Here is an 18984-nt window from a genome sequence, read left to right as displayed (position 1 = left end):
CGTGGCCCCGCAGATCGGTGTGTCATCGCAGCCCCATCGCACAGGCCCAGGCATCGACCTGACCAAAGGCATCCTGTTGCCACTCGTCCGGGGTTCGGCCATCAAGGATGTCGGAGCCCTCGACGAAGTTGCGCACACACGTCGGACCGTAGCCGTCCGGGTCGTCGAATTTCGCGACAACATGCGCGAAGCCATCTCTGCCGCTCTGATGATCGAGCAGCGGGCGGCAATCTTCGGCGAGCGCGTCGATTCCGCCGGGATAATTCCGAATCGAGTAATAGACGTCGTAGGCGTCTTTCTGCTTGTACCGCCCCTCGAGCGCGAAGCCTTTCATGGCGAGAAGCGCCGGAATCGAGGCGACTGCGATCATGACCTTGTTGGTCCCGCCCTTGGGCATGTCGCCTTCGATCGCGACGAGCTCGTGGAAATGGATGGCCAACTCCGCACCGGATGCGCGCTGGGTCGCGAACTCAGTGGTGAGCGGCGGCCGATTCTTTTCCAGAACGGCGTCATAGGGTCGCAGGAAATCAACGATTACATCAATCGGCGGTCCATCATCCTTCGGTTGCACCGTCCGGACCATCTGGAAATATTTGAGTGTGTCACGAGGGGCGTAACCCTGGCCGTGAAGGGCATCGACAAGAGCGACATACTCTTCCCCAGCAGCCAAGGCATGCGCATCGAGACTGAGATCGATGTCGAGGGTGCCGACGTGGCGCATCTCGCTGTCCTCGAGCAGCAGCCATGGAACGGCACCGCCGATAACTGCGAACTTCCCGCGAAAGCTGCCCAGCGTCTGGCCGATTTCAACGAGCACCGATCGTACCGCGGCGCTTGTGCGATCGTCGTAATCTGTGGCCGATTGCGGTTCGTCGTTCATGCTGGCCACCGCAAGAGCTTGTTTTTCAGATGTTCGGCTCCTTCGGCGCCACGCTCGCCGCCCGCCATGAGATCGAGATAGGTCTGGACGGGACTGGTCGCAATGACTCCCGGGGCGACCAGTCGCGCGTCATCGAGCACGCCATCCTCATCGGGGATGCGCACGACGATGTTCGCACCCTTCGCCGGCGAGCTCAGATTGAGAATCGTCCGCAAGGCGCCGAGCCCCTTCTCGTCGGCATAGAAATAGCTCGTGCTCTGGCGGACGAAGGGCGCGTACCAATCGGCGGCACTGAACGAGGCCAGTGCCGCCCTCCCTTCCTCGGTCGCCAAATCACGCAGACGCTCGGACAGGGCTTTGCCGTGGAGGTGGGTATAGAGCCGAACCTCTTCGCCTTTGGGCTGCTCATAGTTGCGTGCCCATTCGTCCAGCAAACCGGAAGGATCGACAAGTCGCAGCCCCTGTTCGGTTTGATCGGCCCAATCGCGGTCGCGCAGCGCGGATCCGATCGTGCTGACCAGCCCCAGGCTGACCTTGGCTTCTTCGGCGAGTTCGGTCACGCGCCAAGCCCTTTGAGGTTCGTTCAGCAGCACGCGCAGGATGCGGGCCGACTTGGGCTTGAACAGGGTGCGAAGGGAGCGTCGCTCGGGTTCTGGCTTCCCTTCAACCTTGCGTTCGATGTAGATGGTATCGAAGACGAGGCGCGCGTTGCCCTGGAAATCGAGGTAAGCGATGCCCTCGTCCCGGCATGCCGCTTGCGCCTGTTCGGATAGATAGGGCGCCATAAACATCGGCACACCGTCCTGGCCGGTTTGATCCAGATAGCGTTTGAGCTGGTAGGCCGCTTGATGCGCTATCCGGGGTTGCCCGTTGCCCTTGACCTCGATCATGAGCCTGACTGGGCGGCCGGCGAACTCCGTTTCCGCAACGATGTCGACACCGCGATCGGACTCGCCGGGCTCGCCGGTCACCGTTAATTGGCCAAGGGCAAATTGGGGGATCGAGCCAAGGAAGGCCTTGAGCGCTTCTGCCGCCCGTCGTTCGGTGCCGGTTGGGTCTTTCACCGGACCGTTGAAATCACGATTCCGCTGAAATAGCAAATTATTTCACTAGAAGCACCGTTTCAACGAGTCGGTGAAATCCTTGGAATGGTGAAAAGCGGTACCCCGGCAAACTTCACTTCCATCAGGCCCGTTGAGATACGAGCGCACACGCAGCTGCTTCGGTGATGGTGTACACCGCCTCGCGCTGAGCGCCACGATTATGGTGGTCCACCCGGTCCCTGATAATGCCGACGAACGAGCCCCGCCTTCACCAGATCGGAGACCGCCCGACTGACTGCACCGACCAGATCGGAGCACACGGCGCCGCACCTCGGCGTCAATGATTGCATGCGCCTCAGCGGGATCGGCCGGCAGATCTCCACTGCGGGAGAGTTCGTCGCGCACTGCGGCTGTCGTCGCGCGGCGCTTGGGATCACGCTGCGCCATCGGGACCATCGCATCTGAGAGCCAGTCCCGGACGGGAACACGGCGATCGGCACCAGTCGCGACGGATCCTCATTCCCGGTCATCGCACGATCCATATCGCACCCGCTTCCGCGCATCAATCCACTGTCCGAGAATTACACTTCTCGGACAGAAATAATCCTGTTCATCCATTGATCTTGGAAAGTATCTCAGCCGCAACGATGGCGTTTCTCAGGATGCAACATCGGGTGGATCATCCCGTTCGGTGTCCCTGCGTGGTTAGCTGTACCGACCGAGAGCTCGTCGAGCCTCATGGGTGATGGTGTAGACCGCTTCGCGCTGCGCGCCGCGATTGTGATGATCGACCCTATAGCCCTGATAATGGCGCTTTACGAGGCCTGCTCGTACAAGGTCTGATACGGCCCTGCTGACGTTGCACCGGCCGGAACTGCGAACGCGCGCTCGGACGTCTTGATCGATGACGCGGGCCGCAGCCTCCTCATCGGCGGGAAGAGCATGCCGGCGTTCAAGGTCGCTCCGGACAGCTTCGACAATAGTGAGCCGACGTGCGTCCCGCTGGGCCATGGGTACCAGAGCGTCACAGAGCCAATCGCGAAGCGGTATATGCCGACCGGCGTCCTGGACATATGGACCGGCTCTGCCGGTAGATCCCGCTGCCTTCGCGATCAGGTTGAGGACCATATAGGTATAACGCGGACGCCGCGAGATGGCGGCGAGCCGTTCGATCACCGCCGGTAGGTCCATTGTTTCCTTGTCATCGGTCGAGAAGAGATCAGGCTGGAACATAGCATGAACCTAACACACCCATCCGCCATGTGAATCCCAAACATGGTTATATGCACGATTTTGCCAAGCGTGACACTTTACCAACGCGTGAGGTAAAGTGTCACAGGTGGTGAAGGCTGGCATCAGTGGGCGAACCGGCACGACCTGCGGTTTCGGTGCGCACATCCGTCAAGCCCGAATATATTATCTGCCTCGAGGATGGTAAGAAGCTCAAGATGCTCAAGTGCCATCTGATGGCCCTTTGTCAGATGACTCCTGACGACTATCGCGCCAATGAAATCTCCCGGCCAACTATTCGATGGTTGCTCCCGACTATTCCGTAAAGCGCAAGCCTCGTACTTCACGCAAGAAGCTGAAACTCTCGCATCCGACCGCATGATCGCGACCGCCGCGCTTATTTCATTGGTGCCGCCGACGCTTGAGTCACCACATTGAACGACCTGAAGTCAAGCTGACCTTGCGTGCTTTCTCCTGCCCGACAGCCCATCGCGAGGCAGCCGCCGAGCCGACTCCCAAGGGGAACCCTCGGGTTTCGAGCGTAGCCGACGACCGACGCTTTGGGATGCGTTAGCGCCGTATAGTCAAACTTTGCGACACGACTCCGATCGGTCCATACTGATCGTGAACTATGCTGTGGGTTAGGCCGATACCATCAGGACCAAACGACACCATCGTGTCCAAGCCCAGCCATGATCCTCGAAGCTTGCGAACAAGGTGAACAGTCAAGTCGATATTCGGGAAAGTGATCTTATCGACGTCCACTCTCGCCGCGAGTCCATTAGCTATATCGATGATCCCGAGCGCGTTGGCCGTCGGACTGACGCTCTCTCCCGCAATCAGGGGCGCTCTAGAACGGACCCACGAAACTGCGCGCCCTACCTCGAGTAACGATCGGCGAACCTCGACAGAGCGGATAAATTCGCCCCGCCACAATGTCTCGGCTTTCCACTCGTCCATGGTCTCAGGCGATGGGATTTCGAGCACCGGAGTCCCAGAAATTGCGGACGTATCGGGAGTTTGAAGAAGCCACGCCCTTGCGATAACGACGGCGCGCGCCGCGTAGATAAGACGCGCTTCGATCAACTCGATCGTCCGCCCTGGCCGGATCACAGATACGTCAATGTCGAATTCGTCGATCGGCAAAGTACCGAGAATGTCGTACGAAATGCGGGCCAGCGTCAATGATGTCTCATGACGAGCTGCATGGTCCCGCTCGATTGCATGAGCGAGCAACCCCAGCGCCGGCGCAATGTGCTGCTCACTGACGTTCCAAGCGCCGCTGACAAGCTCTGTAGCGCGAAATCGATTCGGGGTCAGTCGTTCGAAAAAAGACATGATAATGCTCTAGCCCGTCTTATTCACCGGCGGCATGGGATGGGGTTGGCGGACGTGGCGTAAGTTACTGATCTGGAGTAGAGAAAGGGTGCTTAAATCATCCCTCTACGCCGGACAGAAAGTGCCACGACCGCCATGGCAGATGATAGCCTCCTCGGTTTCTCATTCCCAGCGATTTGCCGCAAGAAAATGACCGCCGCCTTCGACGGCGGTCGGCTGACATCCGATGGTGGCGTATTGCTGCTGGCGCAGGCCGAGCGACAGCTTGGCATTGCGGAACGGCTTGCCGCCTGCATTTGCGACCCTCGCGACCAGAGCCGCGTCGTCCACGATCTCGACGACATCCTGCGCGCTCGCATGCTGGCGATCGCCTGCGGCTATGAAGATGCCGATGATCTCGACAGTTTGCGTCACGATCCTGGGTTCAAGCTGGCGCTCGGCAAACTGCCCGGCGGCGTGATCGGCCTGGCAAGCCAGCCAACGATGAGCCGCTGGGAGAATGCGCCGACGACGCGCGAACTGGTGCGTCTGACAGGCGCGCTCGTTGATCTCTACTGCGCGAGCTATCCCGTGCCGCCGGTCGCGGTGACGCTTGATATAGATGAGACAGTTGATGTCGTCCATGGCGGCCAGCAGCTCTCCTTCTGGAACGGCCATTATGGCGAGCGCTGCTTCCTGCCGATCCATGTTTATGACACCGCGACTGGACGTCCGGTGGCGATGCTGCTGCGCACCGGCAAGAGCCCATCGGGGGTCGAGACGGCAGGCCATGTGCGTCGGCTGATCCGGCGCATCCGCTGCCACTGGCCCAATACCCGCATCACGCTACGCGGTGATGGCCATTACGGCCGCCCCGAGATCATGGCGTGGTGCGAGGCGAACGGCATCGACTATGTGTTCGGCCTGCCCGGCAACAAGGCGCTCCATGCCGATCCCGTCATCGTCAATCGCGGCGATGCCTGTGCCACCGACCGGGCGCTGCAGGGATTGGGCGTGCTGCGCCGTTATGCCGAGACTTGCTACGCCGCCAAATCCTGGGGGCCGACCAAACGCAGGGTCGTCGCGCGGATCGAAGCCAGCACTATGGGCCTCGATATCCGCTTCGTCGTCACCTCGATCGAGCTTGGTAGCGCCGAGCACATCTACGACACGCTCTATTGTGCTCGTGGCCAGGCTGAAAACCTCATCAAACTCCACAAGACCCAGTTGAAGAGCGATCGCACCTCCTGCCGATCGGCCAATGCCAACCAGATGCGCCTCATCCTCCACACTGCCGCATATTGGCTGATGTGGAAGCTGCGGCAGGCCGTGCCCGCCACCGCAGCGCTGAGGAACGCCGAGTTCGCCACCATCCGCATCCGCCTCATCAAGGTCGCCGCCCGCGTCGTCGAAACCGCCAGCCGCATCCGCATCGCCTTCGCCAGCGCTTGCCCCGACGCCGACATCTTCCAGCATATCGCCCGCGCCCTCAAAGCCGCGCCGACCTGAACGGCGCGGCGCGGCCGCAGATCGATCCACCCTGTCCAGAAACCCCGCAAACCTCTCGGCCAAACGCGATGAAATAGTCGCCACAGGGCAACTCGCGCTGGCCGCCTCAGCCTGCCACCCCGTCCCGGATTAAGCCATCACGCAGCAGACCGGTGAATAAGAGAGGCTAGCGGGCTAGCGGGCCCCGTCAAATGCTTGGTCGCGGAAACACTTCCCCAGTCGCGATCGACGGCTTTCAGCCGCAGGCCGAAGCCGGGGAATGACGCTGATCAAGTGTGGAAACGGTCAAAGAAAGGGCAACGTCATTGCGGCACGCAGTCTCGCCGAAGACGCGGACCGGCGAGTGTCATCAAGAGAGCGGAGACGAGATAGAGCCCCAACGAATATAGCATCGAGTAACGCAGCGCATCCTGCCCGTATTGTGGTGTCAACAAGTCGGACAGGGCCCCGAGCGCGAAGATGCCACCCCCAGGCCTATGAGATTGTTGATCAGCAGGAAGAGCGCCGAGGCGGTCGAACGCGCGGCCGGCACTACGAGCATCTGGATCGCCGAGAGTACCGGTCCCAGCCACACATAGGCCATGGCCTGCGGCACCAGGAACAGGCGATAAAAAGGGGGATCCGGTTGCATGGGCCGTTCGCGCGGCGGCCTGACCACCAAGATCCACGCGCTGGTCGATGCCAACGGTCTGCCCATCGCGCTCAAGCTCACCGCCGGCCAGGCGCACGATGGCCGCAGCGCTGCTGATATGCTGGGCACCTTGAGCGATGGCGACGTGCTGCTGGCCGACCGCGCCTATGACAGCGACGCACTCAGGTTCGAGATGGCCGCACGCGGGGTCTGGGCCAACATCAAGCCCATGCCGGGCCGCAAGCGCCGACCGGTCTTCAGCACCTTCCTCTATCGCTACCGCAACCTCGTCGAGCGCTTCTTCAGCAAACTCAAGCAGTTCAGAGCAGTCGCGACCCGCTACGACAAGCGCGACGACAACTTCCTGGCCTCAGTGCAACTCGCGTCCATCCGCATTTGGCTGCGCCATAATGAGTCGGTGGCCTAGAGGGTTATTGTCCGACGATCCGGGGCTGCGCGACCGCCACCAACCACGGAGCGTCAGTCCAAGTTTCTGAAACGAGCTAAGGGCGAGGACGGGAGCAAGTGAGGATTGAACTCGCAGAGCGCGTCGAGCCGTCGTCGTTCATAGACTCTAGCCGGAGATGACAGCTCTTATTCTGCCGATCGGGCTCCGTGTCCCGGTAAACTCCGACGCGGCTGCAATCTACACCGGTGTCGGCGATTTCACCGGCCGCCGCCAGGCTCTCGGCATCGGTGTACTGCCCGGGATCGCGATCACGCTTGATGTTCATCGCCGTGCTGAAACAGGGTGACGCAATCTTCGAAATCATTCCCCGCCTTCCCAGACAATCGTTCCTCGGAAACGCGCCCGAAGGCGATTATGAGCGTGGTCAGCCGCATTTGGAGGTGCTATAAGCGACGCGGATGCTTGGCACGTCGCCGGGAGAGGGTGATACAGTGCGCGCTTAGACGCGTCGCAGACCTGCCTATCCTTTCCGACTATCTGCCAGAACCCTTCTTGGCCGTTCGCGCTTGGCGAACGGGTCGCGAATGCAGCAATGATTGTCGTTCCCCGTCCGCAGAGACGGCCGCGCGACTGGGAGACGGACCATGAAAAGAATTGGCGATCAAATGCATCTTAACACACAGGAAGCCAGCGGCGGCGAAACCCCGCATATCGTTCGCTACGTGCTGATGATAAGCCTGATTTTGACCATCATCGCCATGTCGGCGGTATGGATCACGGAGGCGGTTTCGCTTCGCCCGGCGAATGGCGATCCGGTAACGGCTGAAGAGCACGCGCTGGGGGGGTGAGGCGGCTGCCGATGGAGATTCGGTTATACCGTGTGGATCAAGGCTTTCGTTATCCGATCAAGCCCTATCTGGGGACGACTCGCCGAGAATCCAAACTGACAGGTTCGAGAGGGTTCAACGCCGAAGCATTCGAAGGCGGTGATGCAGAATATCGGGCGGACGGATCGATCATCGGCGGCAGCTGTTGGCACGGGATAGGGCATTGACGGCGCTGTCACTTTGGATGCCGTCTGCTGCGTATCCAGTCAAAGACATGCGGGATTAACTGTGTGATGCCCAGAAGTTGCCGTCGATATGTCCGATCAGCCGTTTAGCGTGTCCGCTATCGACTTGGCGATTAGCTTGTCGAAGTTCGATTTTGTCTTGAAAGCCCGCCTGCCGGCGCATCGCAGTGTACAGTCAATCCTTGTCGACCCGTGGAAGTAACTTCATCTCTGCGCTTGCGAAGAAATGAGATACTGAACGTTGGAGTTCGTAGCGTGCGGCCTTCAAGACCGAAAACCGGGCGGGGATTGCGACATTGCCCGCCTCTACGGGATCCAAACCGTCCCTTGCAGCACGATCTATCGTTTCACGCAGCCATGTCAGCCAGTCCTCGGTCTGCGTGATCGCCGAGGTGGCCGTGGAATCGAACGGTCCATGCCCCGGGACCACGCATCGGTGCCCCAGAGTCTTGAGTGTTCCTAGTGAGGCCATCCAGCGCTCAAAGTCCGCGTTAGGCGTGCTCGGGGCACGATCGTGAAAGACAAGATCGCCCGCGATCAATGTTGACGTAGTTATATCGAGGAACGCAAGGTCTGCCCCGCTGTGGCCATTCAAAGGCAGAATTCGCACGCGTCGACCGCCAAAGTCCTCTAGGTCCGAATTTATCGTGTACCCAGGCACAACGAGTTCTGTTCCCCGCATCCAGTCGCCAAGGATTCGGTACATGCCATCGGAATACCCCCTGCCCTCGCGTGTAAGCTCCCCGCTCAACTCAGGTGTCGCTCCAACGAGCGACTTTTCGAAGGCGCCGTCGCCGTAGGAGTGGTCGGGGTGAAGATGGGTGAGAAAAACTCGAATGACCGGCATTCCCGTCAAACGCTCGGCCGCCGCCTTGAGCGCCATCCCGTATCGCAGGGAGGGGCCGCAATCGAAAAGTACGGTACCTTTCGGGGTCGCCAATACGGTAATATTCGCGATGGCGCCCCCGTTCAGACGGCTGATCGGCCCGTCCGATCCACGGATCAGCCATAGGCCTTCGCCAATTGTGGTCGGCGTCATGGTGTATTGGAGCGGCTGCGCCCACGCCGCTCCAGCTACTGGCAATAAGACTGAGCCGATCAGCAAATTGCGACGATTTATCACTTGGAGGTCACCTCATTCCGGCTCTCGGAGACCGGCACTATAGCGTCATATTCAATTCCATTGGTATCGCGTCCAGTCACGACAAGTCTGGTGCTCCTCGAAGACCCAACGATGACCGTTATTTCCGGATCCTCGGCTACGGAGGCTTCGATAGCGATGCGACCGAACTTCGCTCCGTCGGCATCGGTCAGCAAAAGGCTCTCTATGTGGTAGGTGGGAATATTCGCGACAAAACCGGTATCCATCGGATGACGCATGACGAGACGCACACGGGCACCGCTCGAGGTGCGCCAAGCACCGCCGCGGATTTCCCCGAGATGTTGCGACCAATCGCCTCTCGCGCGGCTCAGTGGCGGCATGGAACATCCGCCCCCTGCAGCGTCCACCCAGGCTCCGCCAACGAGCCAGGATCCATCTTCCAGCTGCACAGCGCCGCGGACCGGCGTGCGCTGATCGAGTTTGATATTGGTTGTCAGATACGGAGCGGCGTCCGCCAATTCATAGTCTACCGCCAGTGGAATGGGGTTGAGGTCCGCTACGATCAGAATGCGCTTGACCCCGAGTATACCCCGTGCATCTACTGAGACCGGAAAGCTTCGCTGATTTTCCGCAATCTGCGGCATCATGACGCGCACCCGCGGGTCGAAGCGCACGGGGTCGTCCCCGAAGAACGTTTCTCCGATGGCTTTCCACACTGGAGATTGAAGCGGGTCGGCCGGAACTTTCGCGGCAGCCGGCTTGCCGCAGATCAACAGGAGGCCAAGCGCCACAGCCAGAATCGTGCGTATCTCTCCCATAGCTCCAAAGTAGAATTCTCTAATCGCGTTTCCAATGGTACTTTAGGCCCATGAGCTTGGGCGCACCCTGATGTTATGGTTTCTGATGAGCATGGCTGTGGCAGCAGCACCTATCGAGGGAGCGCGCGATTTCGACGCGGTGAGCGGCTATCGCGTTTCGCACTATCGGGCCCTCGTCCCTGCCCCGCCCGAAGGAGTGCGGCGCATCGACGTTCACGAAGCGCTCGCACTTTCACGCCAGGGTATGTTGTTCGTTGACGTAACGCCGGCCGAAGGAGGCCGTCGTGATGAAGTGACGGGTCAATGGGTGCTTGCGGGAGAGCACAGCACAATCCCGGGAGCGCGCTGGTTTCCGGAAGCTGGGCGAGGTTGGCTCGAGAGTGCGACGGAAGCCTGGTTCCTGGGTGGCGTGGCGCGACTATCTCAGCATCGACAAAATCGTCCAATTGTCGTGTTTTGCCTGGCCGACTGTTGGATGAGCTGGAATGCCGCCTTGCGGCTGCGGCGTGCCGGACACCGGGACGTACTTTGGTTCGGCGAAGGTATCGACGGTTGGCGTGAGATGGGTCTGCAGCTCACGAAAGGACGACCGGAAGACTGAGAGCCGTTATCGACGGCATGCGCCGTGCCCCCCCACACACCTTCTCTCTCTCTCTCTCTTTGTAGTCGTGTCGTAACCTGCTCTAGTTCAACGCTTTTCGCGTCAGCGTCCTTGCCAAAATCCCTACCGCCACGGAGCGCATAGGACTTTAGTGTCATCGACAGCCCCTTGACAAGTCGCCATCCTGTCACTCCGCGAAGGGTTTCGGCGTACAGCTGCGCTACGCGCTAGAGGAGAGGTGTTTAATGGCGCGTCGTCAATTCAAGTCGCAGCCTGCTGAAGGCGGCAGAATCTGCTCAGCCTTGGGTCGTGCGGCTGAGCGGAACAGGAAAGTGTCGTAAGGGGCATTATTTCCTTTCAAAAGTCCCATTCGGAATTAGGTTGGCGTAGCGGTCTGAGGCCGCCGTTTGCGACGGCGTCAGGCACGGAGAAGTCGTAGCGGCCGAGGAAATTGATGTGACGCCAAGATATCGGCGAGAGCCGAGCGATATCGGCGGGCAGCGGCGGCGTCCCGGCCTCGCTGAGTTGGCGCACGGTTTCCTGCATGTAGACAGCGTTCCAGTGGACGATGGAGTTGAGGGCCAGACCGAGGACCCCAAGCTGCTCCTCTTGGCCCTGACGCAGAGGGCTTCTGATTTCGCCCCGATCGCCGTGATGGACGCGCCGACCGAGCTTGTGGCGCAATTCCTGCCGGTTGAGCTGAAACAATATTCGTCGCCGGAACGGCCGGTCATCGATGTATCGCAGGATATGCAGCGTCTTGATGATGCGGCCGAGTTCAGACAGGGCCTTGGCCAGCGTTGTTGGGCGGTCTTTGACCTGCAGCATTCGCATGACGCCTGCGGCCTTGAGGTGGCCGAGCTTGAGCGATCCGGCCAAGCGGATAAGGTCGGACCAGTTTTCCCGGATCAGATTGATTTTAACCCTGCCCCAGGCGGTCTGATCGAACGGCCCATAGCTCGCCTGGCGGTCGATACGCCAGAGTTTGGCGTCGCCGATGTCCGCCAGACGGGGGCTGAACCGGTAGCCCAAGAGCCAGAACAGACCGAAAATGGCGTCGGAATAGGCGGCGGTGTCGGTCATGATCTCCAGAGGATCGAGCTCGGTTTCCTGCTCCAGCAGGAGAGCCAGGACGACCAGGCTGTCGCGCAACGTGCCGGGGATGACCGCTCCGGTCAGACCGCTGAACTGATTGGAAATCATGTTGTACCAAGTGACGCCGCGCTCCTGGCCGTAATATTTGGGGTTGGGCCCGGCGTGTATGGCGCTCGACGGAGCGACAAAACGCATGCCGTCGGCGCTGGCCACCTCGCCTGCGCCCCAATGTTGGACGATATCCAGACGACTGTGAGCGGAAACGATCGCGGCGTTGGCCGCGGCGATGGTCTCGGGCCGAATGAAATTCTGACCGACCCAAGAAAGACGGTCGCGACGCAGAGCCGCAAATTCCGGGCGCACGATCGGCTCAAGACCGATGTTGCAGGCGCCGCCGACCAGGGTCGCGCACAGGCTTATCTCGAAGTGCTCGACGGTGGCCTGACGCTCGCTCAGATGCGTAAAGGACTTGGCAAATCCGGTTCGCGCCATGACTTCAAGAAAGATGTCGGGCATTCCGGCCTTCGGCATGCGCGTTTGGACGGCGGCGCGAAGTGCTCGAAGGCTCTCGGGTTCATCAAGCTTGTCGAGGGGCGTGACCACAATCCCCATCTTGTCGGCGACCGTCTCAAAACGCAGGTCCGGATTGTCGCCGGCGCGCGCAACGACATGTCGATATGCCTCGTCGAGAAGGCGGGAGAGACCGTCAATCTCAATGTCGGCTTCCAGAGATCGGCCCAGGGCGCGTGCTACCATCAACCTGGAATTGTGCCAGGACTCGCCCTCGAGCATCCCGCGCCGGGGATCCCCGTATCGGATGCCGGGCTTGGCGAACACATCGCGACGCTTGATCGCCAGACGCCACGCATCGATGATCGCGAAGACATAGGCCTTCGGGTCGCGCATCCTGCCATCGTCATCCAGGACATGTTGCCTCCACGCCTTCGAGACCGCAGCGATCGGTGCGCCGCGCATCTTGACGAGAGAGGACCAGTCGTCCACGCCCTTGAGGTAGCTGATCGCGGCCTTGACGTTTTTGCCACCTGGGGCAGCGTCGGTCTCGATGCGGGTAGCGATTTCAAAGAACAATCGCCGGGCGCTCCGCCATTTTGTTCGCAGTTGATCATAGGGCTTGGTCTCCGCGGGCTTGGCGATCGCCTCCACCTTGGACATGGCGGCCTCGATGTCGGGACGGGGCAACCGCTCGAAGAGCACATCTCGCCATTCATTGAGGGGCAGGGCGTCGTCGGTCAAAACCAACAGACCCATTGCGTGGAGCAGCATCGCGGCGCCATCGAGATCGCGCAGACTGCGCAGGCGGGCCTGTTTGTCGGCGGCTTCAGCCCCTTTCACCAAGTCGGCGAGCAGAGCCTCGGCCAGCTCGGCGGCGTCGTCCTGGGCCGCCGCTTCGAGCGTATGGAAGAGCGCGGCTACGGTCGCGGTTCGACGAGGCTCCTGAAGGGCGGCGATGGCCGAGGGCTTGCCGACGCGCGCTACCCGCGCGAGCCGCTCAAGGGTTGTGGCGGGAACGCCCCGCGGTGGCGCCGGCCGCAGATTGAACGCCCGGACCGCATCGAGCCGATCAAGGTGTCGGAAGAGTTCGGTCGGCATGCGCTTGGAGGGAACGGTCCGGAGCGCGTCCAGGGCGGCGAACGTGGATGTGTCGCCATCGTCAAACAGCGCGGCGATGCGCACGCGCTGGTCATCGCTCAAGCTGGCGACCAGATGGCGCCAAAGCCTGGTCCGCGCACGATCGCGGATCCTGCCAACCAGGCGCTCGACGACCGTGACGCCCGGCAGCAGCACCTTGTTGGCGATCAGCCAGGCCGCAGCTCGATCAATCAGGGGGCCGGGCCGATCGTCGCCGCTCCAGCAAAGGGCGTAGAGCCATCGGGTCAGCCGGAAACGTGCCACCGCGTTGTCGCCAAAGTCCGTGAAGCCGCAGTGCGTCCGGATGAGCGCGAGGTGCCGGATGCGTCGGCTTCCCGCAAAATAGGCGTCCACGTCCGTGCCGGGTTCAAGAGCGAGTTGTTCGATCACGGCCGCCAGGACCGACGCTGGGATCTCGGCGGGCGAGACTGGAAATGCGCCCAGAAACCGGGCGCTCGTCAGCATCACGGCAAAGCCGAGCCGATTGTGGTCGCCGCGCAGAGTTCCAATGAGGTCGCGATCAGTTTGGTCCAGATGGAAATATCGCGCGAGTTGATCGGCCGACGGTTCGCCATCAAAGCGGGCAAAGCCCTGACGCTGGGCGTCAGTGAGGTGACGGGTGGGCATACCGTGCGAAACTTTCAACTTTTGCGAAGGGGACGGCCCATGCCGATAAACAAGGCGAATTTCTTCGCAAAACATATGTGCGAAACAAAATTGTTTTGCAGTAACTTTCGCACAATATCTGGAGCAGTCGCATGAAGCTCGGCTACGCGCGCGTTTCCACCGAGGATCAGAACTTGGAAATCCAGCGCGGTCGGCTCTCGGAGGCGGGCTGTGAAATGATGTTCGAAGAGAAAATATCGGGGGCCGCTCGTGGCCGGCCCGAGCTTGAAAAGCTGATGGGTCACCTGCGCAAAGACGATGTTCTCGTCGTCGCCCGCCTCGATCGTTTGGCGCGATCCACCATCGAACTCCTGCACATCGCGGAACGCATCAAGGAAAAGCAGGCAGGATTACAATCGCTTGATGAACCTTGGGCCGATACCACGTCCCCGTCTGGCGTGATGATCATGACCGTATTCGCTGGGATCGCCCAGTTCGAGCGGACTCTCATATTGAGCCGAACCGAGGAGGGGCGAAAGGCGGCGATGGCGCGCGGTGTGAGCTTCGGACGCCCAAAGAAAATGCGCCCAGATCAGGCGGAGCTCGCTCGCCAACTCGTTCTCGAGGGTAAGTCCATTAGCGCCGTCGCAAGGACCTTCAACGTTCACCCGGCCACCATCTATCGCTGTATCGAGCCAAACAGTGCCTTATGACACTTTCCTGTTCCGCTCAGCCGCACGACCCAATCTCAGAAGCGCTCCTAAGCGAACCCCAAATACTCGGATCGCCAGACGATCACATACACTAAAGGAGAAGGCCATGCAAAAACCAGCTATACTTGCATTGACGCTCATAATGGCGGGCTGTTCAGGCGGCGAGTCTACGACCCCGGCTGATACACGACAAGATACTGCGGCCCCCGAGCACAGCATGGCAGACATGCCAGGCATGGCGCATCCAGGAGGGGCGGCACACGAAATGTCTCCTGCGAACGATATGAGTTCCGTCACCGCAAGCAACCTACCCCCTCTCAAAATTGTGGCTCCGGCTGAAGGGGCGATCATTGGACAGCGTGTCGCTGTTGTGTTTGAAGGACCGCCGCAACTCTCGAAGTTCACAATGGATAATCCAAAAGCGGTCGTTCATCTGCACATTGCCTTGGATGATTTGGAGCTGATGCCGATGGGCGAGCAACTAATTGGCTTGGGTGGGAATCGCTATACCTTCATATTCGACCTCCCGGCCAAGCCCGGCAAACACATGTTGAGTCTCTATTGGGCCGATCAGCAGCATAAGAAGATTGAAGACGGGGTTCAGAGCGTGACCGTGACGGTGGAGCAGCCTTAGCGGATCTGTATTATTGACCGGACCGACAATGTGGCAGTCTGAGCGTCACTACAGTCATATTATGCCGTCCGTCTACCGGCCCTGAAGTAGAAAGGCACCGCTATGTACAGTGCACCATTGCTCGAACAGTCGTTCGTTCTCCAGACGATCGGAAAACTCAGTCAAACCCCTAGTTGTTCCGCGATCGACCCAGGCGCTGACGATATCGTCGAGGCAGTGTTATCTGAGGCGGGCAGATTGGCTCGTGAGGTGTTCGAGCCGCTGTGTCGCCGAGGGGATCTCGAGGGGGCCCGATGGGAAAATGGAAGCGTCAGTTTGCCCGAGGGATTTCTTGAAGCCTACCAGCAATATCGCGATGGGGGCTGGGCTTCGCTCCACGCTCATCCCGATCATGGGGGACAGGGTTTGTCTTTCGCCCTATCCTGTGCCGTGCAGGAACAATTGACCTCGGCGAACATGGCCTTTGCATTGTGCATGATGCTCAGTCAGGGCGCGATTCACGCGCTATCCAACCATGCCTCCAGCGAATTGCAGCTGCGCTATCTCGGTCGTCTTGTCAGCGGCGAATGGACAGGCACAATGAACCTGACCGAACCGCAAGCGGGCACGGATGTGGGTGCGCTTCGGACTCAGGCAGTTCCCGAAGCAGCGGGCCGGTACCGAATATCGGGTGAAAAGATTTTCATCACCTGGGGCGATCATGATGTAGCTGCAAATATTGTCCACTTGGTTCTCGCCCGTTTGCCCGGTGCGCCCGCTGGCACGAAAGGCATTTCGCTCTTTCTGGTTCCCAAATATCTCGTCAACGACGACGGCACGCTAGGAGATAAGAACGACGTTTCATGTCGATCTCTTGAAAGAAAACTCGGGATCCATGCATCGCCGACGTGCACTATGCAATTTGGAGCCGAAGGTAATTGTTTCGGTTGGCTCATTGGGCAGGAGAATAAGGGTCTGGCAGCAATGTTTGCGATGATGAACCATGCTAGAATCAATGTCGGCCTACAAGGCGTGGCAATCGCTGAGCGGTCATACCAACGTAGTGTTGCATATGCTTTTGAGCGGCAGCAGCACGGTTCCTTGATCGCTACCTTTCCTGATGTACGCCGGATGCTTATGACCATGCGCGCAAACACACAAGCTGCACGAGCCTTGGTCTACTATACGGCGTCACAGGTGGATTGGGCGGCGGCGGCGAGCGGCCCCGAAGAGCGATGGCATTTCAACTGTCGCGCGGACCTGTTGACGCCAGTGGCGAAGAGTTGGGCCACTGATCTGGGCGTTGCGACGACCTCCATCGGGATCCAGGTCTTGGGCGGGTTGGGATATATCGAGGATAGCGGCGCGGCGCAGGACTTTCGCGATGCGCGCATCGCTCCGATCTATGAAGGGACAAATGGCATACAGGCGATCGACCTCGTGACGCGAAAATTGGACGCTGATTGCGGTAAGCATTGGGGACTGCTGTTCGCTGAGATCGGGGAGGCCCTGGACCACGCCGAGCGTGACACCGCACTCCAATCGACGGTTGCTGCGTTGCGGACGGGGCATGATGCTGTGGTTCGTTCGACGCTTTGGCTTACCAATACCGCGGCGATTTCGCCCGACCTGCGTCAGTCCGCAGCAGCTCCCTATCTTCAAATATTTGGAAATCTGATAGGAGGTTGGCTGTTACTTGTTCAAGCCGAAGCAGCGCTTGGCGGGCTCCACTCGGCAGACTTTGACCGGGAGTTTCTGGAGGCAAAGGTAGCGACAGCAAAATTCTTTGCCGAACAAATCGTCGCTCCCCAGGCGGCAATCTCAAGCGCTCTCGTCCTGGCGGGCAGCAAAGATTATCGCTTGAGCAAAGAGCAAATGATCTCACGCTGAGCACGCGGAGAGAATCGATCACAATCTCGGGCGCGCCGATATTAGACCTTAGTGTCGTCGACCGCACGGCTCCCAATCGGGTACAATGCGCGGGAACCGTCGTAGGTCGATCCCGTAGCCTTATGTCGATCCACCCGATGGACGCGATGGGATGAATTCTGAAAATCGTAGCACCAGCAGCAGGGAAGACAATGGTTGATATCGGGACACAGCAAAGCGCGAAGAAGGGTACCGCGGTACGGGGCGCGACCGGAGGGCTCAGCAGGCGGACCGTTACGGATGATCTGTGTAACGCGGTAACCGACGAGCCCATTGAGGTGACTTACCGACGAAAGCATGTGTCTGCAGAGGAGGCTGCCGATCTGGTTCCCAACGACGCACGAATTGCGTTGGGCATTGGCGTGTCTCAGCCTCCCTCCCTCCTGCATGCGATCGCGAACAGGGCCCGATCCGGAACGTTGAGCGGAGCGAAAATCTACTGTTTGCTGTCGTCCGCGGTGGCCGGTGAGACAGTCTGCGCGCGCGATGTCGCACATGCCATAGAGCTTGTGAGCCTGTTTCATTCGGGTGTGGAGAGGTCCATCGATAAAGCTGCTGCGGCTGACGGCCGCAATATGTGCGCCTTCATGCCAGCCGCATTCCATCAAGTGCCCAAGCTATTATGTCAGGAGGTGGTAGTCGATACATTGATTGCGATGGTGTCACCGATGGATGCCGATGGCAACTTTAGCTTTGGTACAAACACGGATTATGCCCAGCCTGTTTCCAAGGTCGCAAAGCGCATCCTGCTGGAGGTCAATCCGAGAATGCCGCGCGTCTCTGGCGAATGCACAGTCAACATCAAGGACGTTACCGCGATCGTCGAACATGACTGCGAACTTATCGAAATACCAAGGGGCGTGCCCAGTTCTGAGGACAACGTGATCGGCTCGATTATCGCCGGGATGGTGAAGGATGGGGATTGCCTGCAAATGGGCATCGGCGCGCTCCCTGATGCCGTATGCCGAGCACTACTCCACCACCAGCATTTGGGAATTCATACTGAACTCCTTACTCCAGGTCTCGCTAATCTTATGCGCATGGGCGTGGTGGATAATAGCCGAAAGAGAATACATCAGGGGAAAACTGTCTTTACGTTTGCCATGGGCGACCGGCAGCTTTACGACTTTATGAATAATAACTCTGATTTGGAGGCGTATCCGGTGAACTATGTGAATAACCCTTTCGTTATTTCACAAAACGACAATGTTGTTTCGGTCAACGCGACCCTACAAATAGACCTATATGGGGCTTGTAATTCCGAGTTCATGCATGGCCGCCAGTTTAGCGGCTCTGGCGGACAACTCGACTTCGTTCGGGGCGCCTATGCATCCAATGGAGGGCGGTCGATCATCGCCTGCCATTCAACGGCTGCAGGTGGGACCGTCTCGCGCATTGCGCCCGTCTTAGCTGGTCCCGTGACGACCCCGCGGAACGAGACCCATATTGTCGTGACGGAATATGGATGGGCAAATTTGAAGGGCAAGACCTGCAGCGAGAGAGCTTTGGCCCTCATCGGTTTGGCGCATCCGAAATTTCGGGATGAGTTGACGCAGTCTGCGCGTTCGATGGCTCTCATTTGAACGCACCGACACGATCGGGCGAGCGTTCAGAGACCAGTGAGGACTTTTGCTCAGGCAGAGTGAGTTCCAGGGCTGAGGTGTATTGATACGCCGGGCGGCAAGATCAGCAACGCATGACACTCCGGTTGAATCAGTGGCCATTGCAGGTCGATGATTTGTTTAGAACAAGCGTCGCGGAAACCA

At 59.6% G+C, this 18984-nt stretch carries 15 protein-coding genes and 4 pseudogenes; 10 read left to right on the top strand and 9 right to left on the bottom strand.

The features are described from left to right. Positions 1 to 22 precede the first annotated feature (22 nt). The 4 genes and pseudogenes from BSY17_RS20330 to BSY17_RS21995 form a co-directional block, all read right to left on the bottom strand. Entirely contained in the window at positions 23 to 880 is an 858-nt protein-coding gene (locus BSY17_RS20330) for a nucleotidyl transferase AbiEii/AbiGii toxin family protein (RefSeq protein WP_069067151.1), read from the bottom strand. Beyond that, positions 877 to 1980 carry a type IV toxin-antitoxin system AbiEi family antitoxin gene (locus tag BSY17_RS20325; protein WP_083217230.1) on the bottom strand — a complete coding sequence of 368 codons (1104 nt, stop codon included), beginning with the start codon at positions 1978 to 1980 and terminating at the stop codon, positions 877 to 879. The genes BSY17_RS20330 and BSY17_RS20325 overlap by 4 nt, the downstream gene beginning before the upstream one ends. A gap of 85 nt (positions 1981 to 2065) precedes the next feature. Beyond that, positions 2066 to 2415, bottom strand: a pseudogene (locus BSY17_RS22000) (hypothetical protein); the annotation flags it as partial. A gap of 213 nt (positions 2416 to 2628) precedes the next feature. Beyond that, positions 2629 to 3156 (bottom strand): hypothetical protein, encoded by a 528-nt coding sequence (locus tag BSY17_RS21995; RefSeq protein ID WP_069067150.1) that lies wholly within the window; start codon positions 3154 to 3156, stop codon positions 2629 to 2631. 143 nt (positions 3157 to 3299) lie between these two features. On the opposite strand from BSY17_RS21995, the pseudogene BSY17_RS21065 reads away from it, so the two are divergent. Beyond that, positions 3300 to 3535: pseudogene (locus BSY17_RS21065) on the top strand (MucR family transcriptional regulator); the annotation flags it as partial. Positions 3536 to 3723: 188 nt separating this feature from the next. On the opposite strand, the gene BSY17_RS20315 reads toward BSY17_RS21065, so the two are convergent. Beyond that, complete coding sequence (locus BSY17_RS20315; RefSeq protein WP_069067149.1) at positions 3724 to 4491, bottom strand: thioesterase family protein; 768 nt, start codon at positions 4489 to 4491, stop codon at positions 3724 to 3726. A gap of 135 nt (positions 4492 to 4626) precedes the next feature. On the opposite strand from BSY17_RS20315, the gene BSY17_RS20310 reads away from it, so the two are divergent. Continuing rightward, complete coding sequence (locus tag BSY17_RS20310) at positions 4627 to 5979, top strand: IS1380 family transposase (protein ID WP_069064624.1); 1353 nt, start codon at positions 4627 to 4629, stop codon at positions 5977 to 5979. Positions 5980 to 6281: 302 nt separating this feature from the next. On the opposite strand, the pseudogene BSY17_RS21990 reads toward BSY17_RS20310, so the two are convergent. Next, positions 6282 to 6583 (bottom strand): annotated as a pseudogene (locus BSY17_RS21990) (MFS transporter); the annotation flags it as partial. 19 nt (positions 6584 to 6602) lie between these two features. Here BSY17_RS21990 and BSY17_RS20300 point away from each other — a divergent pair. The 3 genes and pseudogenes from BSY17_RS20300 to BSY17_RS20295 form a co-directional block, all read left to right on the top strand. Next, a pseudogene (locus tag BSY17_RS20300) lies at positions 6603 to 7037 on the top strand (IS5 family transposase); the annotation flags it as partial. A gap of 157 nt (positions 7038 to 7194) precedes the next feature. Continuing rightward, positions 7195 to 7365 (top strand): hypothetical protein, encoded by a 171-nt coding sequence (locus BSY17_RS21705; protein ID WP_171899307.1) that lies wholly within the window; start codon positions 7195 to 7197, stop codon positions 7363 to 7365. Positions 7366 to 7663: 298 nt separating this feature from the next. After that, positions 7664 to 7867 (top strand): hypothetical protein, encoded by a 204-nt coding sequence (locus BSY17_RS20295; protein WP_069067146.1) that lies wholly within the window; start codon positions 7664 to 7666, stop codon positions 7865 to 7867. A gap of 399 nt (positions 7868 to 8266) precedes the next feature. Here BSY17_RS20295 and BSY17_RS20290 read toward each other — a convergent pair whose 3' ends face one another. Beyond that, positions 8267 to 9130 carry a quinoprotein relay system zinc metallohydrolase 1 gene (locus BSY17_RS20290; RefSeq protein ID WP_083217237.1) on the bottom strand — a complete coding sequence of 288 codons (864 nt, stop codon included), beginning with the start codon at positions 9128 to 9130 and terminating at the stop codon, positions 8267 to 8269. A gap of 80 nt (positions 9131 to 9210) precedes the next feature. Beyond that, on the bottom strand, positions 9211 to 10011 hold the full coding sequence (locus BSY17_RS20285) for a quinoprotein dehydrogenase-associated SoxYZ-like carrier (protein ID WP_069067144.1): 801 nt from the start codon (positions 10009 to 10011) through the stop codon (positions 9211 to 9213). 70 nt (positions 10012 to 10081) lie between these two features. Here BSY17_RS20285 and BSY17_RS20280 point away from each other — a divergent pair, with 70 nt between their 5' ends. Then, positions 10082 to 10612 carry a rhodanese-like domain-containing protein gene (locus BSY17_RS20280; protein ID WP_069067143.1) on the top strand — a complete coding sequence of 177 codons (531 nt, stop codon included), beginning with the start codon at positions 10082 to 10084 and terminating at the stop codon, positions 10610 to 10612. Between the two features lie 357 nt (positions 10613 to 10969). Here BSY17_RS20280 and BSY17_RS20275 read toward each other — a convergent pair whose 3' ends face one another. Beyond that, positions 10970 to 13984: a Tn3 family transposase gene (locus BSY17_RS20275; protein ID WP_037555775.1), complete on the bottom strand. Its 3015-nt coding sequence runs from the start codon at positions 13982 to 13984 to the stop codon at positions 10970 to 10972. A gap of 131 nt (positions 13985 to 14115) precedes the next feature. Between BSY17_RS20275 and BSY17_RS20270 the strand changes: the two genes are divergently transcribed. From BSY17_RS20270 to BSY17_RS20255, 4 genes are all read left to right on the top strand, one after another. Further along, entirely contained in the window at positions 14116 to 14676 is a 561-nt protein-coding gene (locus BSY17_RS20270; protein WP_011950653.1) for a recombinase family protein, read from the top strand. A gap of 106 nt (positions 14677 to 14782) precedes the next feature. Continuing rightward, positions 14783 to 15310 carry a hypothetical protein gene (locus tag BSY17_RS20265; protein WP_150125863.1) on the top strand — a complete coding sequence of 176 codons (528 nt, stop codon included), beginning with the start codon at positions 14783 to 14785 and terminating at the stop codon, positions 15308 to 15310. Positions 15311 to 15412: 102 nt separating this feature from the next. Then, positions 15413 to 17179, top strand: a complete 1767-nt coding sequence (locus BSY17_RS20260) for an acyl-CoA dehydrogenase (RefSeq protein WP_069067141.1) — start codon at positions 15413 to 15415, stop codon at positions 17177 to 17179. 191 nt (positions 17180 to 17370) lie between these two features. Beyond that, positions 17371 to 18801 (top strand): acetyl-CoA hydrolase/transferase family protein, encoded by a 1431-nt coding sequence (locus BSY17_RS20255; protein ID WP_083217229.1) that lies wholly within the window; start codon positions 17371 to 17373, stop codon positions 18799 to 18801. Positions 18802 to 18984: the final 183 nt, after the last annotated feature.

The organism is Sphingobium sp. RAC03 (genome assembly GCF_001713415.1).
Taxonomy (GTDB): domain Bacteria; phylum Pseudomonadota; class Alphaproteobacteria; order Sphingomonadales; family Sphingomonadaceae; genus Sphingobium.
The sequence above is the reverse complement of the archived record's forward strand: the minus strand, read 5'-3'. Positions and strand labels throughout refer to the sequence as shown.